Source organism: Edaphobacter sp. FHG110511_03 (assembly GCF_059115365.1).
Window position 1 is genome coordinate 217,146 of sequence record NZ_JBZYWL010000001.1, and the last position, 17,857, is coordinate 235,002.

A 17,857-nucleotide genomic window follows, 5' to 3' on the forward strand; every position below is an offset into this window, starting at 1 on the left:
TTTCCGCCGGTCGACTACAACCGGGCTTACGATGCTCTCGACATGATGTGCGGTATTGCGACACACGATGTCAAAGCCGGATAAGGAACCGGTCAAGATTATCTGGCGGAGAGTGGGGGATTCGAACCCCCGATAGAGCTTTTGACCCTATAACGGTTTAGCAAACCGCCGCCTTCAGCCACTCGGCCAACTCTCCGAACCTTGATTTGCTCGGGCTTCTGGTGATTATACCGTGGACCTGCGAAGTCTGTGGGCTAATCTCATCACCACCCGGTGAATTGGTTCTCCCGATCGAAAACCAGGATTTCACGGGATTCTTAGATCTCAATAACGAGCATCAACCCCAAGAGCAACGGCCCTCCTCTCGAAGGGCCGCTGTTTTGTCTCTCAAGAAGACCGGATCAAACTAAAAAAATCTGAATTTACTTGGCAGTTCCGGCTTTAGTCTCTACCCCGGCCTTATCGTCGAGGAAGCGCTGCTGCGCTTCGAGAACCTTCGCCCGGGCAAAGGAAGCATCACGCCAGCCTTTGACCTCGACCCGCTTGCCCTCAAGATCTTTATAGATGGAGAAGAAGTGGGTAATCTCCTTCAGCATGTGCGGGTAGATCTCTGAAAAGTTCCAGACGTCCTTGTAGCGCGGGTTTCCCTTGCCTACCGCCAGGACCTTCTCGTCTCCCAGACCTTGATCGCGCATCTCGAGCAGGCCAATCGGACGAACCTCCATCACGCAGCCAGGAAAGCTCGGCGCGTCGACCAGAACCAGTACGTCGAGCGGATCGCCATCGTCCCCGAGCGTCGAAGGGATAAATCCGTAGTCGCCGGGATAATGCACAGGGGAGTAGAGATTGCGGTCGAGACGAAAGACATGAAGCTCCTTGTCGTACTCGTACTTGTTGATTCCCTCTAGCGGAATCTCAATAACAGCATTAATTACCTCAGGCGAATCGGGGCCCACAGGAAGCTCAAGGTAGTTCGGCATAGGATTGATTTCTCTTCTCGTTACTTTGCGAAAATGGTGCGAAATGGGTAGAGTCAGCCGGGGCCGAAATGGCCAGTAGATTGATGTGGTGCCGTTCCCGCTGCGGAATGCGGTACCAAAAACCGCACCATGTCTATAATCAAACAAGATGAAGGCTCATGTCTATGTCACGTTGAAACGAACCGTGCTGGATGCCCAGGGGCAGACAGTCTCGGATGCGCTGCGCCGGATGCAGTATCGCGGAGTGGCCGATGTTCGGCAGGGAAAGTATTTTGTGCTGACGCTCGATGACGGATTGGAACGCGCCGAAGCCGAAGCCGAGGTCGACCGGATCGCCCGCGAAGTTCTTATCAACCCGGTGATCGAAGAGTGCAGCTTCCGGCTAGAGGACTGAAGACAAAAGTCTTCTGCTCCCCGCGTAACAGTTTAGCCGCTCTGAATCTCCATTTTTGAGAGCTCGTCTCCGAAGCCAGGTCGCATCTTGCTCTCGATGAAGAGCGCATAGATCGCGCACAATCACATCGCTCGCTGGAAGCCTCTTCCCGGCCAGTGCTACGCTCAATCTAAGGAGACCAGGCGTTGAGTGATGCATCATTGAAGGAAAAGAGCGCGGCCACCGTGGAAACGCCTCAAGCGCAAGGAACCAGCCGATTTGTAAGAGCATGCCTACGACAGCCGGTTGATCGCACGCCGGTATGGCTGTTGCGACAGGCTGGCCGGTATATGCCGGAGTACATGGCCGTCCGTAAGCACCACTCGCTGCTGGAGATCTGCAGAACTCCAGAGATCGCCGCCGAGGTCACCATTACAGCCGCTGAAAGATTAGGCGTGGACGCGGCCATTATCTTTGCCGATCTCCTGCTTCCCTTCACGCCGATGGGCGTTGATTTCGAGTTCCTCGCAGGCGAAGGCCCGGTCGTCCACACTCCCGTGCGAACGCTCGAGCAGGTTCGTGCACTCCGTACCGATCGAGTGGAAGAACTGGGCTATGTCGCCGAGGCCATCGAGCGGGTCGCACGACACTTCTCCTCCCCTCGCCCTGACGGCGACCAGCTGGGCATCATCGGGTTCTGCGGAGCTCCGTTCACGCTGGCCAGCTACATGATCGAAGGCGGATCGTCGCGCAATTACATCGAGACGAAGCGCATGATGTATGGCGATCGCGTTGCGTGGCCGCTACTGATGGAAAAGCTGGTCGAGGTGCTCGTCGCCTACGCCGCGCAGCAGGTCGAGGCCGGAGCCGATGTCATCCAGATCTTCGACAGCTGGGCCGGCGCGCTGGGAGTGACCGACTATCGCGAGTACTGCCGTGCCCCCACCACCGAACTTGTGCGGCGTGTTCAGGCTTTAGGCGTACCGGTCATCTACTTCGGAGTCGACACCGCTTCGCTGCTGCCCACGATGCGCGAGACCGGAGCCGATGTCATCGGCCTCGACTGGCGAATTCCGCTTGCGGAGGGATGGCAGGCGTTGGGCGAAGGATGCGCCGTGCAGGGCAACCTCGATCCCATTGCGCTCTTCGCTCCACAGGACGTATTGCGCTCCCGTGTACGCGAGGTTCTCGACGCTGCAGCCGGACGGCCCGGCCATATCTTCAATCTTGGGCACGGCATCGTGCCGGGAACTCCGGTAGACAACGTGATCCAGACCGTGGCGTGGGTGAAGGAGTTCGGGGCACGATGAGCCATGCCGTACTGCTGCTCGCCCACGGAACTCCCAACGTATTGGGAGAGATGGCCGAGTACCTCAGCAAGGTAACTGGCGGACGCGCTTTACCCGATGAGGTCGTAGAGGAGCTGAAGCATCGTTACGCGCAGATCGGCCTCAAGGAGACTCCTGGCGATGAGCCGCCGCCCCTGACGAAATGGACCCTCGCGCAGGGCCACGCTTTGGAGCATGCCCTCGACGGGACTCGCGTGTATATCGCGATGCGGAACTGGTCGCCTTACATCGCCGATGTCGTGGAACAGATGCGGTCCGACGGCGTGACCAAGATCCGTGCCATCTGCCTTGCTCCCCAGAATTCGCGGACGAGCGTCGGCCTCTATCGCCGCGCCCTGATGGCCGCTGCCACAGGAATCGAGGTGGAGTTCGTCGCGGGATGGGCGGAGAATCCTCTGCTCGTGCAGGCCTTCGCCGAGAAGCTTGAGCCCGTCTGGTCGCAGGCCTGTGTAGAACTCGGCAGGCAGATACCCGTTCTGTTTACAGCGCACAGCGTTCCCTGCCGCACGATCATGACCGGCGAAGCCTCCATCGCAGGGGCAAGGCCCGGCACGCCCATGCAGGATTCTCCCGATCCCTATCCGGTGGAGGCGAAGCGGACCGCAGCGCTTGTTGCCGGGCGGCTTGCGAAAGCAGGACTGACCGAACATGACTGGTATTTCGCCTTTCAGAGCCAGGGAGTCAGCGGAGGGCCATGGATCGGCCCCACAGTCGAAGACACCCTCAGAGCACTTAAAGAAGAGGGGCACACCGGGGTCGTGATGCAGCCCATCGGCTTTGTCTGCGATCACGTCGAAGTTCTCTACGACATCGACATCGCCTTTAAAGAGACAGCCACCAGCCTGGGCCTGAAGCTGTGGAGAGCCGAAAGCCTCAACGATTCTCCTACTCTGACCGAAGCTCTGGTCCAGATCGTAAATATGGAAGATCAGGTTGAGACGAACAGCATAATTGCGGCGAAGGTCGGTGGATGAGCCAGCCTCGCCGCATCGCGATCCTCGGCGGCGGAATAGCCGGCCTGACCGCAGCCTATGAGCTGGCGAAGCTCTCAAAGGATGAGTCTCCCCATGTGAGTCTCTATGAGGCATCCCCTCGGCTCGGCGGCATCGTCGAGACGGTGCGCGAGGGCGGCTTCGTCATCGAGGGCGGCCCGGACGGCTGGATCAGCGAGAAGCCGTGGGCGCGAGAGCTCGCGGTGGAGCTGGGCTTAGGCGACGATTTGATCTATTCCAACGACGACGAGCGCCGGACCTACGTCCTGATCGACGGCGTTCTCAAAGCGATGCCCAGCGGGATGCGCATGATGGTTCCCGCAGACCTCGACGCTCTGAATGCCTCGGATCTCTTCAGCGCCGAGGCCAAGCAGGCGTTCCACCAGGAGCCGGCGCGAGCCGAGGAGCTGAAGCATGCCGCGCCTGCGCATGATGAGAGTGTCGCCGAGTTTGTAGGTCGCCACTTTGGCAAGGAAGTCCTCGAAAAGATCGGGGCGCCCCTGCTCAGTGGAGTCTTCGGCGGCGACGTCACGCAGCTGAGCGTTCGGGCCGTCATGGCTCCCTTTGTCGCGATGGAGCGCGAGCATGGCAGCCTGATCGCCGGACTCAAGGCGCGTGAAACGTCCGCGGCGAGAAAGACCCCCATCTTCACGACCCTGCGGAGCGGTCTGGGAACGATGATCGACCGGATGGTGGCCGCGATTCCCCAGGAGTGGATTCACCTGGGCGTGGAGACCACCGCCGTGAAACGCGAGGACGCGGACTGGCTGGTGACCACTACCGCAGGCCGGGAGAGGTTCGATGCGGTCATGATCGCGACCCCGCTTCACATTGCACGCGCTCTTTTAACTCCTCTCGATCCGCAGGCCGCCGAACTCATGCGGATGGACGCCAGCTCTGCCGTGGTCGTGGGATTCGGCTTCGACGACGCCGTCGAGGCTCCCGTACCGCCGGGATTCGGCTTTCTGGTTCCGCCGGATTCCAACAGCCTCCTTCTCGCCTGCACCTTCATGGACCAGAAGTTCAAAGAGCGTGTTCCTCCCGGGGGCCGCCTGCTGCGCGCCTTCTTCGGCGCGCGCTCGGCGGAGCGTGTTCTGCGTTGCGGCAACGACGAGATTGCAACTGTGGCCAGGATGGAGCTAGCAAGAGTTCTGGGGCCTTTACCGGAGCCGCGCGTCGTGGTCGTACGCCGTTGGCCGCTCTCCCTTCCCCAATATGGAGTCGGACACCTGGAGCGTATGGCCGAGCTTGAAGAACGGGTTCGCGCGCTCAAAGAGCTCTGGCTCCTTGGCAACGGCTATCGCGGGGTAGGCCTGCCGGACCTGGTCCGCGATGCGCGCGCGGCAGCGCGGGCGGCAGCGACGCAATAAATCCTCTCTCCGGATATTTTTTCGTATCCAGCGATTCCGCTCTCCGCCACCTCAACATGGCCCGTGCTGTCTGACAGCGGATCGCCGCGAATCCGATTTGGTACACGTTATCCACGGAAATTTAACATGATGGAGCTCAAAACGCTTGCTGGGCGCAGGGTTTCAAAGCATACTCCAACTAGAAGCCTTGGCTTAGCAAGACGGTTGCCCACCAGAGACCACTGATCGTGACCCGATATAGTCGTCAAGATGTCCTTCGGATCCTGCACCTGAACACACGGCAGATGATGTCGTGGGAGCGGGCGGGATTGATCTCCCCCAGAGAGCAATATTCCTTCGAAGATCTCAGTCAGTTTCGCGCATTGCGCGATCTGCAGGCGCATGCCGCGAAGCCCAAGACGCGCATCTCGGCTCGCAGCATCCGCGCCTCGGTCGATGCGATGCAGCACGTAGCGGGGATGCGGAATCCCCTGCTCGAAAGCACAGCGGTTCGTCGCGGATCGCGGCTGGCCTTTCGCGTGGATGGGACGCTGGTGGATCCGCTGACCCATCAGCTTGCCTTCGACTTCGATGCCTTTGTGGGATCAAGGCTCGGGGTTGTGACCGGCAGCGAGCTGCGATCGCGCAATCCGGCCTTGAGGGCCGCCGAGTTGCAGGAGATGTTCCTGCGCGCAGTCCAGCTGGAAGAAAGCACAGCCACGATTCACCAGGCCACCGAGATCTACGAGGCGATCCTTGCAGTCCAGCCCACCCACGCCCCGGCACTGATCAACCTGGGAACGATCTTGTACAACATGCGCCAGTTCGAGCAGGCCGAGGGCCTCTATCGCCGCGCTACCATTGCCGACCCGGAGTATGCGCTGGCGTTCTTCGACCTAGGCAACGTGCTGGATGAGATGCAGCTTCTGGACGAAGCTACGGTCGCTTACCAGAAGGCGGTCGCATTGGTTCCGCAATATGCCGATGCGCACTACAACCTGGCGCTTGCCTATGAGCGGCAGGGCCAGAAGCGCCGCGCCCTGCGTCATTGGCTCACTTATGTCCGGCTGGATCCAGTGGGCCCCTGGGCGAGCCATGCCCGCGATCAGGCTCGAAAGATCCTGAAGTCCGAGAAGCTCTCCATTGTCAGCCGACGGGGACGGCTGGTTCGGGCGGGCTGACCCCTCCCCGTACTTTTTGCGCAAAGTCTTCCATTCATTTGACTTAGGTCCGGACCTCCTGCTTTATAGCCGTCCCTGCGGTAACTCCGTTTCGGTTGATTCCGCTGATTTAAGGATAGTGGATCGAGCAGGGTAAATCGGCAGGTATATGTCTTTTGGTTTGTGGTACTTGAGCGATTTCGGGGCTTGACATGTTTTTTGGCTTGGCGACTTCTTTGATTCTGCGAAAACAGACAACGGCAAGAGCAAAAGCTAAATACAGGGATCTCTCCACTCCGACGCGCGATAAAGCCGCGCGTCTCCGGTCGAGATGACGTGGTGTTTGGGTTTGTACACACCTTCGGTCGAGAGGACGCGCTTTTTTGGGTTGTACCTGGAGCTGGGTGTCTGCAAACTCTTGGAGTTACAGGGTCAGTTTGGCGATGGTCGCTAGCTGCATGAAGGAGGTTCCTTCGTAGATTTTGCCGATCTTGGCGTCGCGGTAGAGCTTTTCAACCGGATAGTCCTTGACGAAGCCGGAGCCGCCGTAGACTTCGACCGCGAGCGAGGCCACACGTTCGGCGACCTGGGAGGCGAAGTACTTGGCCATGGCTGCCTCCTTCAGGAACTCGTGGCCGGCATCCTTCAGGCGGGCGGCGTTATAGACGAGCAGGCGCGCGGCCTCGATGTCGGTGGCCATCTCGGCCAGTTGAAACTGCATGGCCTGAAACTCGACGATGGGCTTGCCGAACTGCTTGCGTTCTTTGGCCCAGCGGGCGGCATGCTGCCATGCTCCCTGGGCTAGACCGAGCATCTGGCCTCCAATGCCGATGCGCCCTTCGTTGAGAGTTTCGATGGCGATCTTGTAGCCCTTGCCGGGCTCGCCGAGAACCTGCGAGGCGGGAATCACACAGTCTCTGAAGACGAGCTCGCAGGTGCTGGAGGCCCGGATGCCTAGCTTGTCTTCTTTTTTGCCGAGGGTGAAGCCGGGCGTGTCCTTTTCGACGAGGAAGGCAGTGATGCCTTTGTAGCCAGCGGCGCGGTCGATGGTGGCGAAGACGATGAACAGGCCTGCTTCCTTCGCATTGGTGATCCAAAGCTTCTGCCCGTTGAGCACGTAGTTGTCGCCCTGGCGTGCGGCGCGGGTTTCGAGCGCGAAGGCGTCGGAGCCGGAGGATGCCTCGCTGAGAGCATAGGCTCCGATGGTGTCGGTGGCGAGACGGGTAAGGTAACGCTGCTTCTGGTCTTCGGTGGCCCAGCGGACAAGAGCGTTGATGCAGAGCGTGTTCTGCACATCGACGAGGACGCCGACGGCGGGATCGACGGCGGAGATCTCCTCGACGGCGAGGATGGCTTCGAAGAAGGTGCCGGCGGAGCCTCCATACTGCTCGGGGATCTCGATGCCCATGAGGCCGAGCTGGAAGAGCTGGCGCAGGAGTTTCGCTTCCATCTGCTGGGACTCGTCCATGGAGCGGACGAGAGGAGCGATCTCTGCGGCGGAGAACTTTCGGACGGTGTCGCGAAAGAGGCGCTCGTCCTGGCCGAGTTGAGTGAGTGCCGCCGGATGAGTGGAGGGGACGACGGCGGCTTGGGACTGAGCCATGAGAGACACCTCGAAGAGTAGAAGTTTAAACATTTCCGTGGGAACGGGGAAATCGTGTGAACCGGTGGTGAAGGGCCGAGGGTTCGCGCTTTGCGCGAATGCCTGTTCAGGCTCAAAGAATCTGTCTAAAAACTTCCTGAAAGCCTATGGATTCGAAATGAGAGAAGACAGGCAACAGCAGGAACAAATGCGAATACAGGGATCTCTCCACTCCGACGGGCGATGAAGCTGCGCGCCTCCGGTCGAGATGACGTGGTGTGAGGCGGAGATGACGTTATTTTTGAGTTAGATGACGAGGTTTTTGAGTTGTTGAACAGGTTCTGGATCCGGCCGCCTATAGGCGGTATTCGACCGAGTTCGGCAGTGGTCGGTCGAAAAGTTTTAGACTGGTTATTCAGGTCTTTTTGAGATGACGAAGAAACTGAACCCGACGCCGCGAACTCCGCTTCCCTTCCTGGGGGTGGCCTGCGCGGTTGGGGTCTCGACCATGTACTACAACCAGCCGCTGCTGGAGGAGATGGGCCGCACCTACGGAACCGGGGCTGGGACGATGGGGTTTGTCGCCGTAGCGACCCAGGTTGGCTATGCGATAGGTCTGCTGTGCTTTGTTCCGATGGGAGATGTGCTGGAACGGCGCAGCCTGATGATGAAGATGTACGCGGCGGTAGCGGTAGGGCTGGTGGTGGTGGCGGCAGCTCCAACGCTGGCGTGGCTGCTGGTGGGATCGATTGCGATCGGGATTCTGGCCTCTGTGACGCATGTCGTTCTTCCGATTGCGCCGGACCTTGTGAGCCATGAGCAGCGCGGACGCGCGATTGGAACGGTGATGACCGGGCTGCTGCTGGGAATTCTACTGGCGCGAACCTTTGCCGGATGGGTGAGCCATCTCGCCGGCTGGCGCTCGGTGTTCGTGGTGGCCGCTGTGGTGAATGCCGCTTTCGTTCCGCTGCTGTGGCGGGTGATGCCGAAGCTTCCGGCGAAGCAGGAGCTTGGTTACGGCGAGGCTATGCGCTCGCTGTGGACGTTGTATCGCACGCAGCCGCTGCTTCGAGAATCGGGTGAGGTGGGGGCTCTGGTGTTTGCGTCCTTCAGCTGCTTCTGGACGACGCTGGTTTTTCTTCTGGAGAGCCATTATCACCTGGGTGCGGGAGTCGCGGGCACCTTTGGGCTGGTGGGAGCCGCGGGAGCTTTGGTCGCTCCTTTCGCCGGAAGGCTTGCGGACAGACACGGGTCGCGGTGGGTAATTGCAGTAGGAATGGCACTGCTGGCTTTCTCGTATGTCGTGTTGTGGGCACAGGAGCTGGCGCACGTCTCGACGATCGTGCACATGATCGCGCTGGCGTTTGGCGTGATCGTGCTGGATGTGGGGGCGCAGATGTGCCAGGTGGCCAACCAGACACGAATCTTCGGCCTGGTGCCTTCCGCTCGTAGCCGCCTGAACACGGTGTATATGACGATGTACTTCACAGGTGCCGCAGCCGGTTCGGCACTTGCGACGAAGGCGTGGGCCTACTGGCACTGGAACGGTGTCTGCGGACTGGCAGTAGGCCTGATCGGGCTGGCGGCGCTGCGCCATGCGTTGGGGCGGCGTTCGCCGGATGAGGATCACTGCCATCCGACGCGGGAAGATGAGCTGTTGGAGGCCTGAGGGTCTTGCAGGCTGATCCCGATTCGTTGTCCCATTCAGAGCCTCATTGGTATTTTGCGAAGGACTCCGCCTGCCATGTTGCAGACGGTATGAAAGAGTCATGCGCCAAGCAAGGTGATTTGAGAAATTTCGTATTTAGGTCAGATCTCAAATTACTTTCCTTCTTCCGTTGACACGGAGAAATGTCTATCTGGTATAGTCTTTGCCAGACTCATCCATCCTTCATAACTATTGATATACATAGATTTAACTGGATTTTAGGCCGATTGCCCTTCTGATTTTGTGTTGCGAACTGATTTCCCAATCGAAGCAATTTCAATCAAAGGAGTTCGACCGTGATTCTCTCCGTCATTAGGAAAATTTCGCTATGCATGCTAGCGATTGCTTTCTGCTATGTGCCAACATCCTTCGGGCAGGCTCTTACACAGAATGGTTTTGTGACGACCTCTCCACAGGGAAGTACGTTCCTGGTTACAGGTCAAAGTATGGCTCTCGTGGGCAGTGGTGTCGGATGCTCGGGTTCTGACGCCAATAGAGCCGTCATGAGCTTTTATGCGTCTCCAACCCCGAATACACAGGGTGCATTTATAGGTTCGTACCCGATGAATACCATTGGGTTTGTTTGGGTCCCTCCTGCCGCAGGAGATTACTACGTCAGCTCCTTCCTGAGTCTTAATGGTGCAACCTCATGCACCGGGACGGAGATCGGGGGGCCCATTACCGGGGGAACTGTTCGCGTAACAGATCCAATTAAATGAGGGATGTGCGATTAATCAGCGGCCAGACGCTTACAGTGGCCTGGTTGTAAACGATTTTGCCGATCCAACATACAGAGGGGGGTAAGTCCTATCCCCCTCCTCGAAACTGCTCTAAAGCGTAAGGGTTATCTCTCGCAAGCTTCAGTGTCTCGTCGATCTCGTGAGGCTGGGTGGATGATAGGAATGATCCTGGAAAGGTGTGTGGTAGGCGAGGCAGGGATCGAACCTGCAACCCCGAGCTTAGAAGACTCCCCTTGCGATGGGCACTTCATCACACAAGAAAAATCAGTTCTCATTCCTCTGCTGGAGCAGCTCTTGCCGCTTATTGAACTCGGCGCATATCGGACAGTTGAGTCTGTGTTCCGTAATTCGGTTCTGAACGCGACTCAGTTCTCTTTCGTCGATATTGAATTTAGCCGGAACATTCTGCCCCCGCGAAACTTCGAGAAGACGATGACCGAGAATGCGAAGTTCTTCGCATGGAAACATGGTCCACTCCAGACTTGCGCGGCGCGCATCGGGCAGGTAGACCTCAGTCTTGGGGAGTGTCTGCAGAATGAGGTGAGAAAGCAAAACCGCTTTTGGCCCGCTTGCTCGCTACCGGCGACATCTTACTCCCCGTATCCCTGACGTCGTAAGGTTTCTTTTCGAGTATTTTTGGCTCTTGTTCGGCGAGATGTTTCGAGGTATCGGCGCGCCAGTTTCGGTCAGAATGCGGAGGAAACCACTGTAAGTTTCTCGTAAGTTCTTCAGCGCGTGAGGTATGGTGAGCGAGGCAGGGATCGAACCTGCAACCCCGAGCTTAGAAGGCTCGTGCTCTATCCGATTGAGCTACTCGCCCGCACGCGTGAAGCCTGTCTTAAGGAGAAATCCGCTTCATCCTTATTGTAAACGGCGCGGGCAAACCTCTTGCATGCTCCTTGATGAAGAAAACGCGCCCATCCATGCGCGGCGAAGATTCGCAGCAGATGGATGGGCGTCTGTCGGGATGAAGTTTTAGAGTGCGGCTATTCCGTTGAAACCGGTCATCTTTGCGAGCTCGCCGGCCTGTCCTAGATTGGTGAGGCTGCCGTTCTGCTCGATGCGAAACATGCCGATGTTTCCGGAGTCGGAGTTGATGGTGTAGACGTACTGGCCATCGGCGCTGACCGTGATATCGACGTTGTGGCTTCCCGAGGGATTGTTGCCTACGATCGTCGATCCAACGGGTGTGAGCGTGCCATCTTTTGCGATTGCAAATCCTGAGATGGAGTCGCTGCCGGAGTTTGAGGTGTAGACATATTTTCCGTCAGGCGTAATGGCATTCCAGCAATTTCCCGCGGCGAGGGCGGCAACACTTTGGCTCACGGCGGTGAGTTTGCCGTTCTGTCCGACGGTGTACGAGGAGATCGCAGAGCCATTGGATGCGTCGGGGGCGCCCGTCTCCGAGACGATCGCTTTGCCATTTGGAGCAAAGGCGACAGAGAAGGTTCCGGGGGCAGGATTTGGATTGACGACGATCGGTGCGAGGGTGCCATCCGGCTTAACCCGGAAGACATCGATGGTATTGGCAAGCCTCTCGGTGACGAGAAGGAACTGGCCATCCGGGCTAAATGCCAGAGAAGCTCCTGCGGTGGTGTTTCCGGTAAGGAAAGAGGTGGCGTTTTTAAGTGGACGCATCTGTCCGCCGAACTCGAGGTGAAACCCTACAACGCTGCCTGCGCCACCGGAGTTGAGAACATAGACGAGGTTCTGGAATTGGGCTGTCGCCACAGGCTGGCTGCCGCCGGACGCGACCTTGCCAAGGAACAAAAGATTCGAACGGCGAACGCTGAACAGGGAGATATTTCCGCTGCCTGCATTCGCGACAAAGAGAATGGAGTGGTCCTGGCTGAGGGTGAGAGAGCCCTGAGACTCAAGAGGATCGGTGACGCCGCCGCTGCCGCGTCCTTCTGTGTCGTAGTGGCCCGCCTCTGTGAGATAGCCGTTGGCCGCGCGATCGAAGGCGATGACTTCGTTCTTCTTCGCGTCGTTGGTCATGACGAAGACGGCTCCGCGGCCATTGCCCTGCCGCGAGAGCGCGGAGAGGTCAGCCGATTGTGCAGCGAGGGAGAACGCACTGATTCCCAGGGCTGCCATGGAGAAGAACAGAGGACGAGTGAGGCGATGCATATTGTGCTCCTTGGGGAGATTGGCGAGTTCTCTGCTGTCGGCCTAACACTTCGACAGCGATCGAAACGCGCATCCTTGGGAGTGGTGCAGGTTGGAGAAAGTAACAAACTCAATTGTCAAAAGAAGATCAACAAGAGCAATGACCCGAGAGCGCCTCGCCTAACGCGGAGGAGGATCAAAGGGAGTTGGAACGATTCTGACCGGTGAGATAACCGGGCGAGCCTGCGCCGAAGGCGCGTCCGCGCAGAAGAGCGGAGACATCGGCGAGCGCGGCTCCCCAGTGCTCGTCGGCGGCCTGCTCATCATGACCAAGCCCCTTGAGGTAGAGGCTAACGGTGAAACCTTCCTGGGGACCGGCGAGGTCGATGAGAGCGGGACGTAATGTGCACTCGAGGGCTGCGTAAGGGTGTTCGAGCGGAGTGGCGAGGCGGGTGATGCGGTGCAAAAGCTGCTCGTGCTGATGGAAGGAGACGAAGACGGAGCGCTCGCGCCAGAGGAGATCGATGTAGCTGGCAATCCCCACGGGTGCGTCTTCGGGGATGAGATCTAACTCGTGGCGCAGGGGTTCAAGCTCGCCGGCCGCGAGGCGCCAGACATCGCATTTGGCGGTGAAGACGGGGGATCGGTTTGCGTTGAGAGCGCGCAGGGCGTGCAGAAGCGGAGGATGCTGTGCTGCTTCTTCGAGCCAGTCGAGATCGTATGGATTCTCACGAAGGTCGATGAAATGACGCGAAGGATCGTCAGGATCGGTCCAGGGAACTACGAGGACCGGATCGTCGACGCCGCATTCGACGGACCACTCAGAGAGCATCTTTCTATCTTAGGGCAGTACGGAGCAGATCAGGCATGTTCCAGCAGAAAACGCATCAGCGTGTGCTCGGCCCAATAACCGTCATAGCGGGTGGATGGATCTGGGGAGGCGAGGAAGGCGCAGTGGCCACCGTGCGAACTTTCCACAAAAGTGATGTTGAGATTTGCGGCGATCTTCTCTCGTGTGTCGGGCAGTAGACGAATGAAGGGATCGTCGGCGGAGTTGAGGAGGAGTGCAGGCACGGCGATGCGATCGAGCACACGCGCGCTGGCGGCGCGGTAGTAGTAGTCGTCGGCGCCGGTGAAGCCGGAGTAGAAGGCTGTGATGCGCTCGTCGAAGGCGCGGATGGAGCGGATATTGTCGGCCCTGGCGGGGTCGTAGGCGCGGGGAAAGAGCGCGACCTTGCGACGGTAGCGTGCGAGAAGGGCGCGAAGAAACTTCATCTCGTAGATGCGGTTTTGTGGTTCGTGGAGTGAATCGGCGGAGGGGCCGAGGTCGATGGCGGGGGAGATGCCTATGACCGAACGCAGCGTGCGCGGAGCCGAGCTGCCAAGATCGCCTGCGAGCTTGAGGACGAGATTGCCTCCCATGGAGTAGCCGATGAGGGAGATCGAGCTCAAGCCGTAGAGATGGGTGAAGTGCCGCATGACGGCGCCCACATCGCCGGAGAGCCCTGAATGGTAGAGCGTCGAGCTGAGCGCCTCGGTCCCCCCACAGTTGCGCATGTTCATCCGGATGATGTTTGCGCCCACCCGCCACAGTTTGTTCGCATTGCCGATAACGTATTGCGAGTTGGAAGAGCCTTCAAGGCCGTGCACGATGATGGCGGTAGGCCGCGAGGCACGAACCTCAACGGGCTGCCAGTGACAATCGCAGCGGACTCGACTGGCAATCTGGTTGTCGAGTGCTGGAGCAACTTCGACGAGGACTGACTCAGCGGGAGGCAGAGAGTCGACACGGCGCAGGAAGTTTCCGACGATGGTTTGCAGGTGGCCGTTCGCCAGGAAGCGGCGCGGGGAGAACTCGGCTGCGTGCGCGACGTGCTGTGCGACGGATTCGATCGCCGTCGCCACTAGAGCCGAGCCTTTCGGGAGGCGATGCCTTCGAGGAAGGCAACTGCATTCAGAGCACCGGTGGGCTCGTCCTCATGCTTGAAGTAGATGTAAACATCGCGATCGGCCGAGAGCGCGGCGAAGCGTTCGACGAAGGCTGCGAGCTCTTCGGGGGTGTAGGCGCCGGTCCGGCGAAGGCGGAAGCTGGTGAATGCCGACGCGGTATGGACTTCGGGAGTCGCGAGATCGTCGCTTTCGGCGATGCAGAGCGCTGCGTTATGAGAGCGGAGAATCGCGTAGATTTCGTCGGTGAACCAGGATTCGTGACGAAACTCAAAGGCGATGGAGGGAGCTCCAGGGCCGTTGAGGGCTGGGGCAGCGAGGAAGCTGCTGAGTCGTTCGGGATCGGCCTTGAGGTTTGGGGGAAGCTGGAAGAGGAGAAGACCGAGCTTGCCCGCCTGCCGTACGACTTCCAGGACGGAGACGAAGTAGGCGACATCAGACTCGCAGTTCGCGAGGCGCTTGATGTGGGTGATTCGTTGGGGAGCCTTGAAGCTGAAGCGGAAAAAGTCAGGCGTAGAGGCCAGCCAGCCTTCGAGTGTGGCAACAGTAGGAAAGGCGCGAAAGGTGTAGTTGACCTCTACGGAGCTGAGCTGCCTGGAATAGAACTCAAGAAAGCGTTTCGCAGGAGTGCGATCCGGATAAAACGCAGGCTTCCAAGTGGGATAGGCCCAACCGGAGGTTCCGGCAAAGATGCGCGCGGCAGCCGCAGCCATGGCGGTTTCACTCGAGGGCGGCGGGGCTTGTGGAGGTCGGGCCACGGCGTATAGGAAGATGCGATACGGTGATACCCTCAAAACCACCCAGATTCAAGGGGAAGATTTGGGGCGGCTAGTGGGTTTCGAACCCACGACATCCGCTGCCACAGAGCGGCGTTCTGCCACTGAACTATAGCCGCCGTACCGCTTTCAATTGTAGCATTCAGATGCAGACGCCGGGGAATTCTTCTCCGGCGGGAAGAGCTTCCATGCAGCCTCCCTCCCAGCCCGAGATTCTTTCTCCGCGCACACGCAAGGGCGGTGGCGTCTTCGACGACGAAAATCTCGACATCCTGTCGCATGTGCTGGACGACTTCATCAAGATTCCGGGAACTTCGATTCGTTTTGGACTGGACGGCATCGTGGGCCTAATTCCGGGCATCGGCGATATTCTGGGCGGCATAGCATCGTGCATCATCATCGTGGCAGCCTGGATTCGCGGCGTTCCCTATGTGATTCTTACCCGGATGGCGGCAAATGTAGTGATCGAGGTTCTTGTCGGCACGATTCCTTTCTTTGGAGATGCTTTCGATATTGCATGGCGGGCCAATCGCCGTAACTATGCTCTGCTGACGGGAAGTCTTTATCAACCGCGGAAACATACGATCCAGAGCTGGATCTTTCTCATCGCGCTGTGTACAGGCTTGATGGGCCTGATGCTGTTGCCGATGCTGTTGCTGGCCTGGATGGCAAATGGGCTGATGCACAGCCTGTTCGGGGTCGAGGTTCATTTTCCAAAATGGTTTTGATCGCGGCTTTTGAAGCAACGATACGATAAACTAAGAGACAGTCGGGGCGTAGCGCAGTCTGGTAGCGCATCTGCTTTGGGAGCAGAGGGTCGGGGGTTCGAATCCCTCCGCCCCGACCATTGATTCATTCACTTAGCGCGTTCGCGCATCCCCTCGAAAATGCTCTGTAGCGAATACTGTAGCGGGTGGCTGTTTTTTTCTGAGCTTTGGTCGCGAGTCTTGTTTTGCCTCGCCATTGGCTGAAGTTTGCCCGAACTTGCCGAAAATCTGACTTTGCGGGACCTGATCCACATTGAGAGAATGATTGGTGTGAGCGAAGATGAGCTGTCACGCGTACGAAATGCCGTTCCGCACATCCTCATGTCCCAATGAGACCCGATAGGCGTAAGTGATACCCCTGAAGCGGCAGATGAGTGCGACGGCTATATCGGTTCGATTTGTGATCTGTTGGCCCGTAAGGCAAGCGACAAAGAACTGGCAGCGTATCTTCGCGAGATCGAGGTGAACAGAATGGGGCTGACTGACGAGCAGGGAGCGCCCCTTCTTCCAGCAAAGATACGTGATGCAACCGTCTCATCTCTAAAGCTCCTCACGGTATCCAGCGCAACCAAACAAGATGTTGCGCCTCGCAGAAGCTTTGACCATTGGAAGCTGTTCACTAAAAACACCTCATCTGCCTATGCGAAAACTCAGCAGCGTCGTGAGGCTGGAGTATGTATTGGCTGCGGGTCTAATCCCTGCAAGTGTAAAAACCCCAAACGCATACGATAAGCAGCTTCATGACGTTGAGATCCTCCCAGAAAACGGGGTTTTGAGGAATTGATTTTTTGCGCTTCAAAATCTTCGAAATTTATTCACGCTCTTTCTGAGGGGCACAGCGGCGTCTCTGTGAAGAATTGATCAGAATCGTAGCGGTAAACGGACGAGTGTAATCACTTGGAGAGGTTGACCATCTCGCAGGATGGGTTTGTAGCTCCGGGCCTTTACCATTTGCGTAGCCATATCATCCAGGTCGGGTGAGGACGAGAAGAAGGGCTCCACGTCGATGACTGATCCCGTGCGGGAGATAAGGACGAAAATCTCCACCAAACCCTTAGCGTGCGACGTCTTGAGGTTGTTTGGTACGGGAATTTCACCGGTTGCCTTGGGTGTTGTCTCGCTGGGTTTGGTGGCCCAGATATTAGGCGCCGGAGAAGTGTGTGACGCATTAGAGGGCGCGGTCATCTCCGCCTCATCAAGAATCACTTCATCGAGTTGGTCAATCTTAATTCGGCAACGAACATGTGTGCCTTTGGAGGCAGTAATCCTTCGAGCAATCGACTGTTTGAGAAAGGGAGCGTAGTCCTGGTACCGTATGCTGAAGCGTTCCATTTGCCGCAGAGCCAGGTTTCCCGTGGCACGTGAAATACAAAATCTATCCATCGGCATCGCGGGGTATCCTGGTGGCTCAATCCAATCCTGAACTGAGCCGCAATCCAGCAACTCCCCCGGGAGGGGAATTGAACTGACCTGTAGATTTTTCAGGTTTCTGCCGAACCATGGCATAGCTGGGTAGTCGAGAAACACTCCTGCGTAATAGGACATGATGGACCCGACGTACCCGTCATCGGTGTAAAGGCTTTTGCCTTGGTCCTTGAAGACCGTCATCGTATGTCCACCAAAACGGGTGATGGTCTTTGAGTGGCCATCAGAAGAGACCCAACGCTCGATTGTGCCGTCTCCTTCCGAGATCCCGTCAGGATTGAAGGTCTGAAATGACGCCACGAAATGGTAAGGGCCGGAAGACGATGACAGCATGTTTGTGCGATACGCTGCCCCTAGCAGGCTGTCCACTTCTTCGGGCGACTTTGCCGTGGGAGGATCCGTTGCAACCGGAACCGATTGGTCTGCAGATGGAGCGTTACTTTGCGCTACACCCTGCAAGGGATAGAGCAACAAGAGTGCTAGTAACTGATGGGTACGCCTCAAGATGAACCTCTACGTTTCAGTGATCAACAGAGATCTAGGTGGAACAAATCTTACTTTAGGAGCGGTGCTAAACGTAGGGGATCAACACCGTCTGCC

The 17,857-nt window shown here is 58.0% G+C and carries 15 protein-coding genes and 4 tRNA genes; 9 read left to right on the top strand and 10 right to left on the bottom strand.

Going from position 1 to position 17,857, the window contains the following annotated elements; translation table 11 throughout:
* Positions 1 to 103 precede the first annotated feature (103 nt).
* Both AC5S26_RS00755 and AC5S26_RS00760 read right to left on the bottom strand, forming a co-directional pair.
* Positions 104 to 196 (bottom strand) — tRNA-Ser (locus AC5S26_RS00755).
* A 226-nt stretch (positions 197 to 422) separates the two neighbouring features.
* Positions 423 to 980 carry an inorganic diphosphatase gene (locus AC5S26_RS00760; RefSeq protein WP_494182935.1) on the bottom strand — a complete coding sequence of 186 codons (558 nt, stop codon included), beginning with the start codon at positions 978 to 980 and terminating at the stop codon, positions 423 to 425.
* A gap of 148 nt (positions 981 to 1,128) precedes the next feature.
* On the opposite strand from AC5S26_RS00760, the gene purS reads away from it, so the two are divergent.
* The 5 genes from purS to AC5S26_RS00785 all read left to right on the top strand — a co-directional run bounded on the left by purS (position 1,129) and on the right by AC5S26_RS00785 (position 6,224).
* On the top strand, positions 1,129 to 1,374 hold the full coding sequence (gene purS, locus AC5S26_RS00765) for a phosphoribosylformylglycinamidine synthase subunit PurS (RefSeq protein WP_494182936.1): 246 nt from the start codon (positions 1,129 to 1,131) through the stop codon (positions 1,372 to 1,374).
* Positions 1,375 to 1,559: 185 nt separating this feature from the next.
* Positions 1,560 to 2,663, top strand: coding sequence for a uroporphyrinogen decarboxylase (gene hemE / locus AC5S26_RS00770; protein ID WP_494182937.1), 1,104 nt, complete (start codon positions 1,560 to 1,562; stop codon positions 2,661 to 2,663).
* On the top strand, positions 2,660 to 3,676 hold the full coding sequence (locus tag AC5S26_RS00775; RefSeq protein ID WP_494182938.1) for a ferrochelatase: 1,017 nt from the start codon (positions 2,660 to 2,662) through the stop codon (positions 3,674 to 3,676). Before hemE ends, AC5S26_RS00775 begins: the two co-directional genes overlap by 4 nt.
* Positions 3,673 to 5,064: a protoporphyrinogen oxidase gene (hemG, locus tag AC5S26_RS00780; protein WP_494182939.1), complete on the top strand. Its 1,392-nt coding sequence runs from the start codon at positions 3,673 to 3,675 to the stop codon at positions 5,062 to 5,064. The genes AC5S26_RS00775 and hemG overlap by 4 nt, the downstream gene beginning before the upstream one ends.
* Positions 5,065 to 5,291: 227 nt before the next feature.
* Positions 5,292 to 6,224, top strand: coding sequence for a tetratricopeptide repeat protein (locus AC5S26_RS00785; protein ID WP_494182940.1), 933 nt, complete (start codon positions 5,292 to 5,294; stop codon positions 6,222 to 6,224).
* Positions 6,225 to 6,627: 403 nt separating this feature from the next.
* Here the strand turns inward: AC5S26_RS00785 and AC5S26_RS00790 are convergent, their stop codons facing one another.
* The gene (locus tag AC5S26_RS00790) at positions 6,628 to 7,806 is read right to left on the bottom strand and encodes an acyl-CoA dehydrogenase (protein ID WP_494182941.1); all 1,179 of its coding nucleotides are present in this window, start codon (positions 7,804 to 7,806) and stop codon (positions 6,628 to 6,630) included.
* Positions 7,807 to 8,215: 409 nt separating this feature from the next.
* Between AC5S26_RS00790 and AC5S26_RS00795 the strand changes: the two genes are divergently transcribed.
* Together AC5S26_RS00795 and AC5S26_RS00800 are read left to right on the top strand one after the other, a co-directional pair.
* Positions 8,216 to 9,454: an MFS transporter gene (locus AC5S26_RS00795; RefSeq protein ID WP_494182942.1), complete on the top strand. Its 1,239-nt coding sequence runs from the start codon at positions 8,216 to 8,218 to the stop codon at positions 9,452 to 9,454.
* Positions 9,455 to 9,825: 371 nt separating this feature from the next.
* A complete protein-coding gene (locus AC5S26_RS00800) occupies positions 9,826 to 10,212 on the top strand; it encodes a hypothetical protein (RefSeq protein ID WP_494182943.1) in 387 nt (128 codons plus the stop codon).
* 764 nt (positions 10,213 to 10,976) lie between these two features.
* Here AC5S26_RS00800 and AC5S26_RS00805 read toward each other — a convergent pair.
* The 6 genes from AC5S26_RS00805 to AC5S26_RS00830 form a co-directional block, all read right to left on the bottom strand.
* A tRNA-Arg gene (locus AC5S26_RS00805) sits at positions 10,977 to 11,053 on the bottom strand.
* A gap of 155 nt (positions 11,054 to 11,208) precedes the next feature.
* Entirely contained in the window at positions 11,209 to 12,363 is a 1,155-nt protein-coding gene (locus AC5S26_RS00810) for a lactonase family protein (RefSeq protein WP_494182944.1), read from the bottom strand.
* 175 nt (positions 12,364 to 12,538) lie between these two features.
* Positions 12,539 to 13,174, bottom strand: a complete 636-nt coding sequence (locus AC5S26_RS00815) for a hypothetical protein (protein WP_494182945.1) — start codon at positions 13,172 to 13,174, stop codon at positions 12,539 to 12,541.
* A gap of 29 nt (positions 13,175 to 13,203) precedes the next feature.
* Positions 13,204 to 14,247, bottom strand: a complete 1,044-nt coding sequence (locus tag AC5S26_RS00820) for a YheT family hydrolase (protein ID WP_494182946.1) — start codon at positions 14,245 to 14,247, stop codon at positions 13,204 to 13,206.
* On the bottom strand, positions 14,247 to 15,002 hold the full coding sequence (locus tag AC5S26_RS00825) for a DUF72 domain-containing protein (protein ID WP_494182947.1): 756 nt from the start codon (positions 15,000 to 15,002) through the stop codon (positions 14,247 to 14,249). Before AC5S26_RS00825 ends, AC5S26_RS00820 begins: the two co-directional genes overlap by 1 nt.
* A 107-nt stretch (positions 15,003 to 15,109) precedes the next feature.
* Positions 15,110 to 15,184, bottom strand: a tRNA-His gene (locus AC5S26_RS00830).
* 69 nt (positions 15,185 to 15,253) lie between these two features.
* Between AC5S26_RS00830 and AC5S26_RS00835 the strand changes: the two genes are divergently transcribed.
* Positions 15,254 to 15,793, top strand: a complete 540-nt coding sequence (locus AC5S26_RS00835; RefSeq protein WP_494182948.1) for a DUF4112 domain-containing protein — start codon at positions 15,254 to 15,256, stop codon at positions 15,791 to 15,793.
* 42 nt (positions 15,794 to 15,835) lie between these two features.
* Positions 15,836 to 15,912 (top strand) — tRNA-Pro (locus AC5S26_RS00840).
* Between the two features lie 781 nt (positions 15,913 to 16,693).
* Here AC5S26_RS00840 and AC5S26_RS00845 read toward each other — a convergent pair.
* On the bottom strand, positions 16,694 to 17,761 hold the full coding sequence (locus AC5S26_RS00845) for an energy transducer TonB (protein ID WP_494182949.1): 1,068 nt from the start codon (positions 17,759 to 17,761) through the stop codon (positions 16,694 to 16,696).
* Between the last annotated feature and the right edge of the window lie 96 nt (positions 17,762 to 17,857).

Coding starts and splice junctions, on each gene's coding strand:
- AC5S26_RS00835 (WP_494182948.1), top strand. CDS start 15,254: ATGCAGCCTCCCTCCCAGCCCGAGATTCTTTCTCCGCGCACACGCAAG.
- AC5S26_RS00790 (WP_494182941.1), bottom strand. CDS start 7,806: ATGGCTCAGTCCCAAGCCGCCGTCGTCCCCTCCACTCATCCGGCGGCA.
- AC5S26_RS00825 (WP_494182947.1), bottom strand. CDS start 15,002: ATGGCTGCGGCTGCCGCGCGCATCTTTGCCGGAACCTCCGGTTGGGCC.
- AC5S26_RS00760 (WP_494182935.1), bottom strand. CDS start 980: ATGCCGAACTACCTTGAGCTTCCTGTGGGCCCCGATTCGCCTGAGGTA.
- AC5S26_RS00795 (WP_494182942.1), top strand. CDS start 8,216: ATGACGAAGAAACTGAACCCGACGCCGCGAACTCCGCTTCCCTTCCTG.
- AC5S26_RS00775 (WP_494182938.1), top strand. CDS start 2,660: ATGAGCCATGCCGTACTGCTGCTCGCCCACGGAACTCCCAACGTATTG.
- hemG (WP_494182939.1), top strand. CDS start 3,673: ATGAGCCAGCCTCGCCGCATCGCGATCCTCGGCGGCGGAATAGCCGGC.
- AC5S26_RS00800 (WP_494182943.1), top strand. CDS start 9,826: ATGCTAGCGATTGCTTTCTGCTATGTGCCAACATCCTTCGGGCAGGCT.
- purS (WP_494182936.1), top strand. CDS start 1,129: ATGAAGGCTCATGTCTATGTCACGTTGAAACGAACCGTGCTGGATGCC.
- AC5S26_RS00810 (WP_494182944.1), bottom strand. CDS start 12,363: ATGCATCGCCTCACTCGTCCTCTGTTCTTCTCCATGGCAGCCCTGGGA.
- AC5S26_RS00815 (WP_494182945.1), bottom strand. CDS start 13,174: ATGCTCTCTGAGTGGTCCGTCGAATGCGGCGTCGACGATCCGGTCCTC.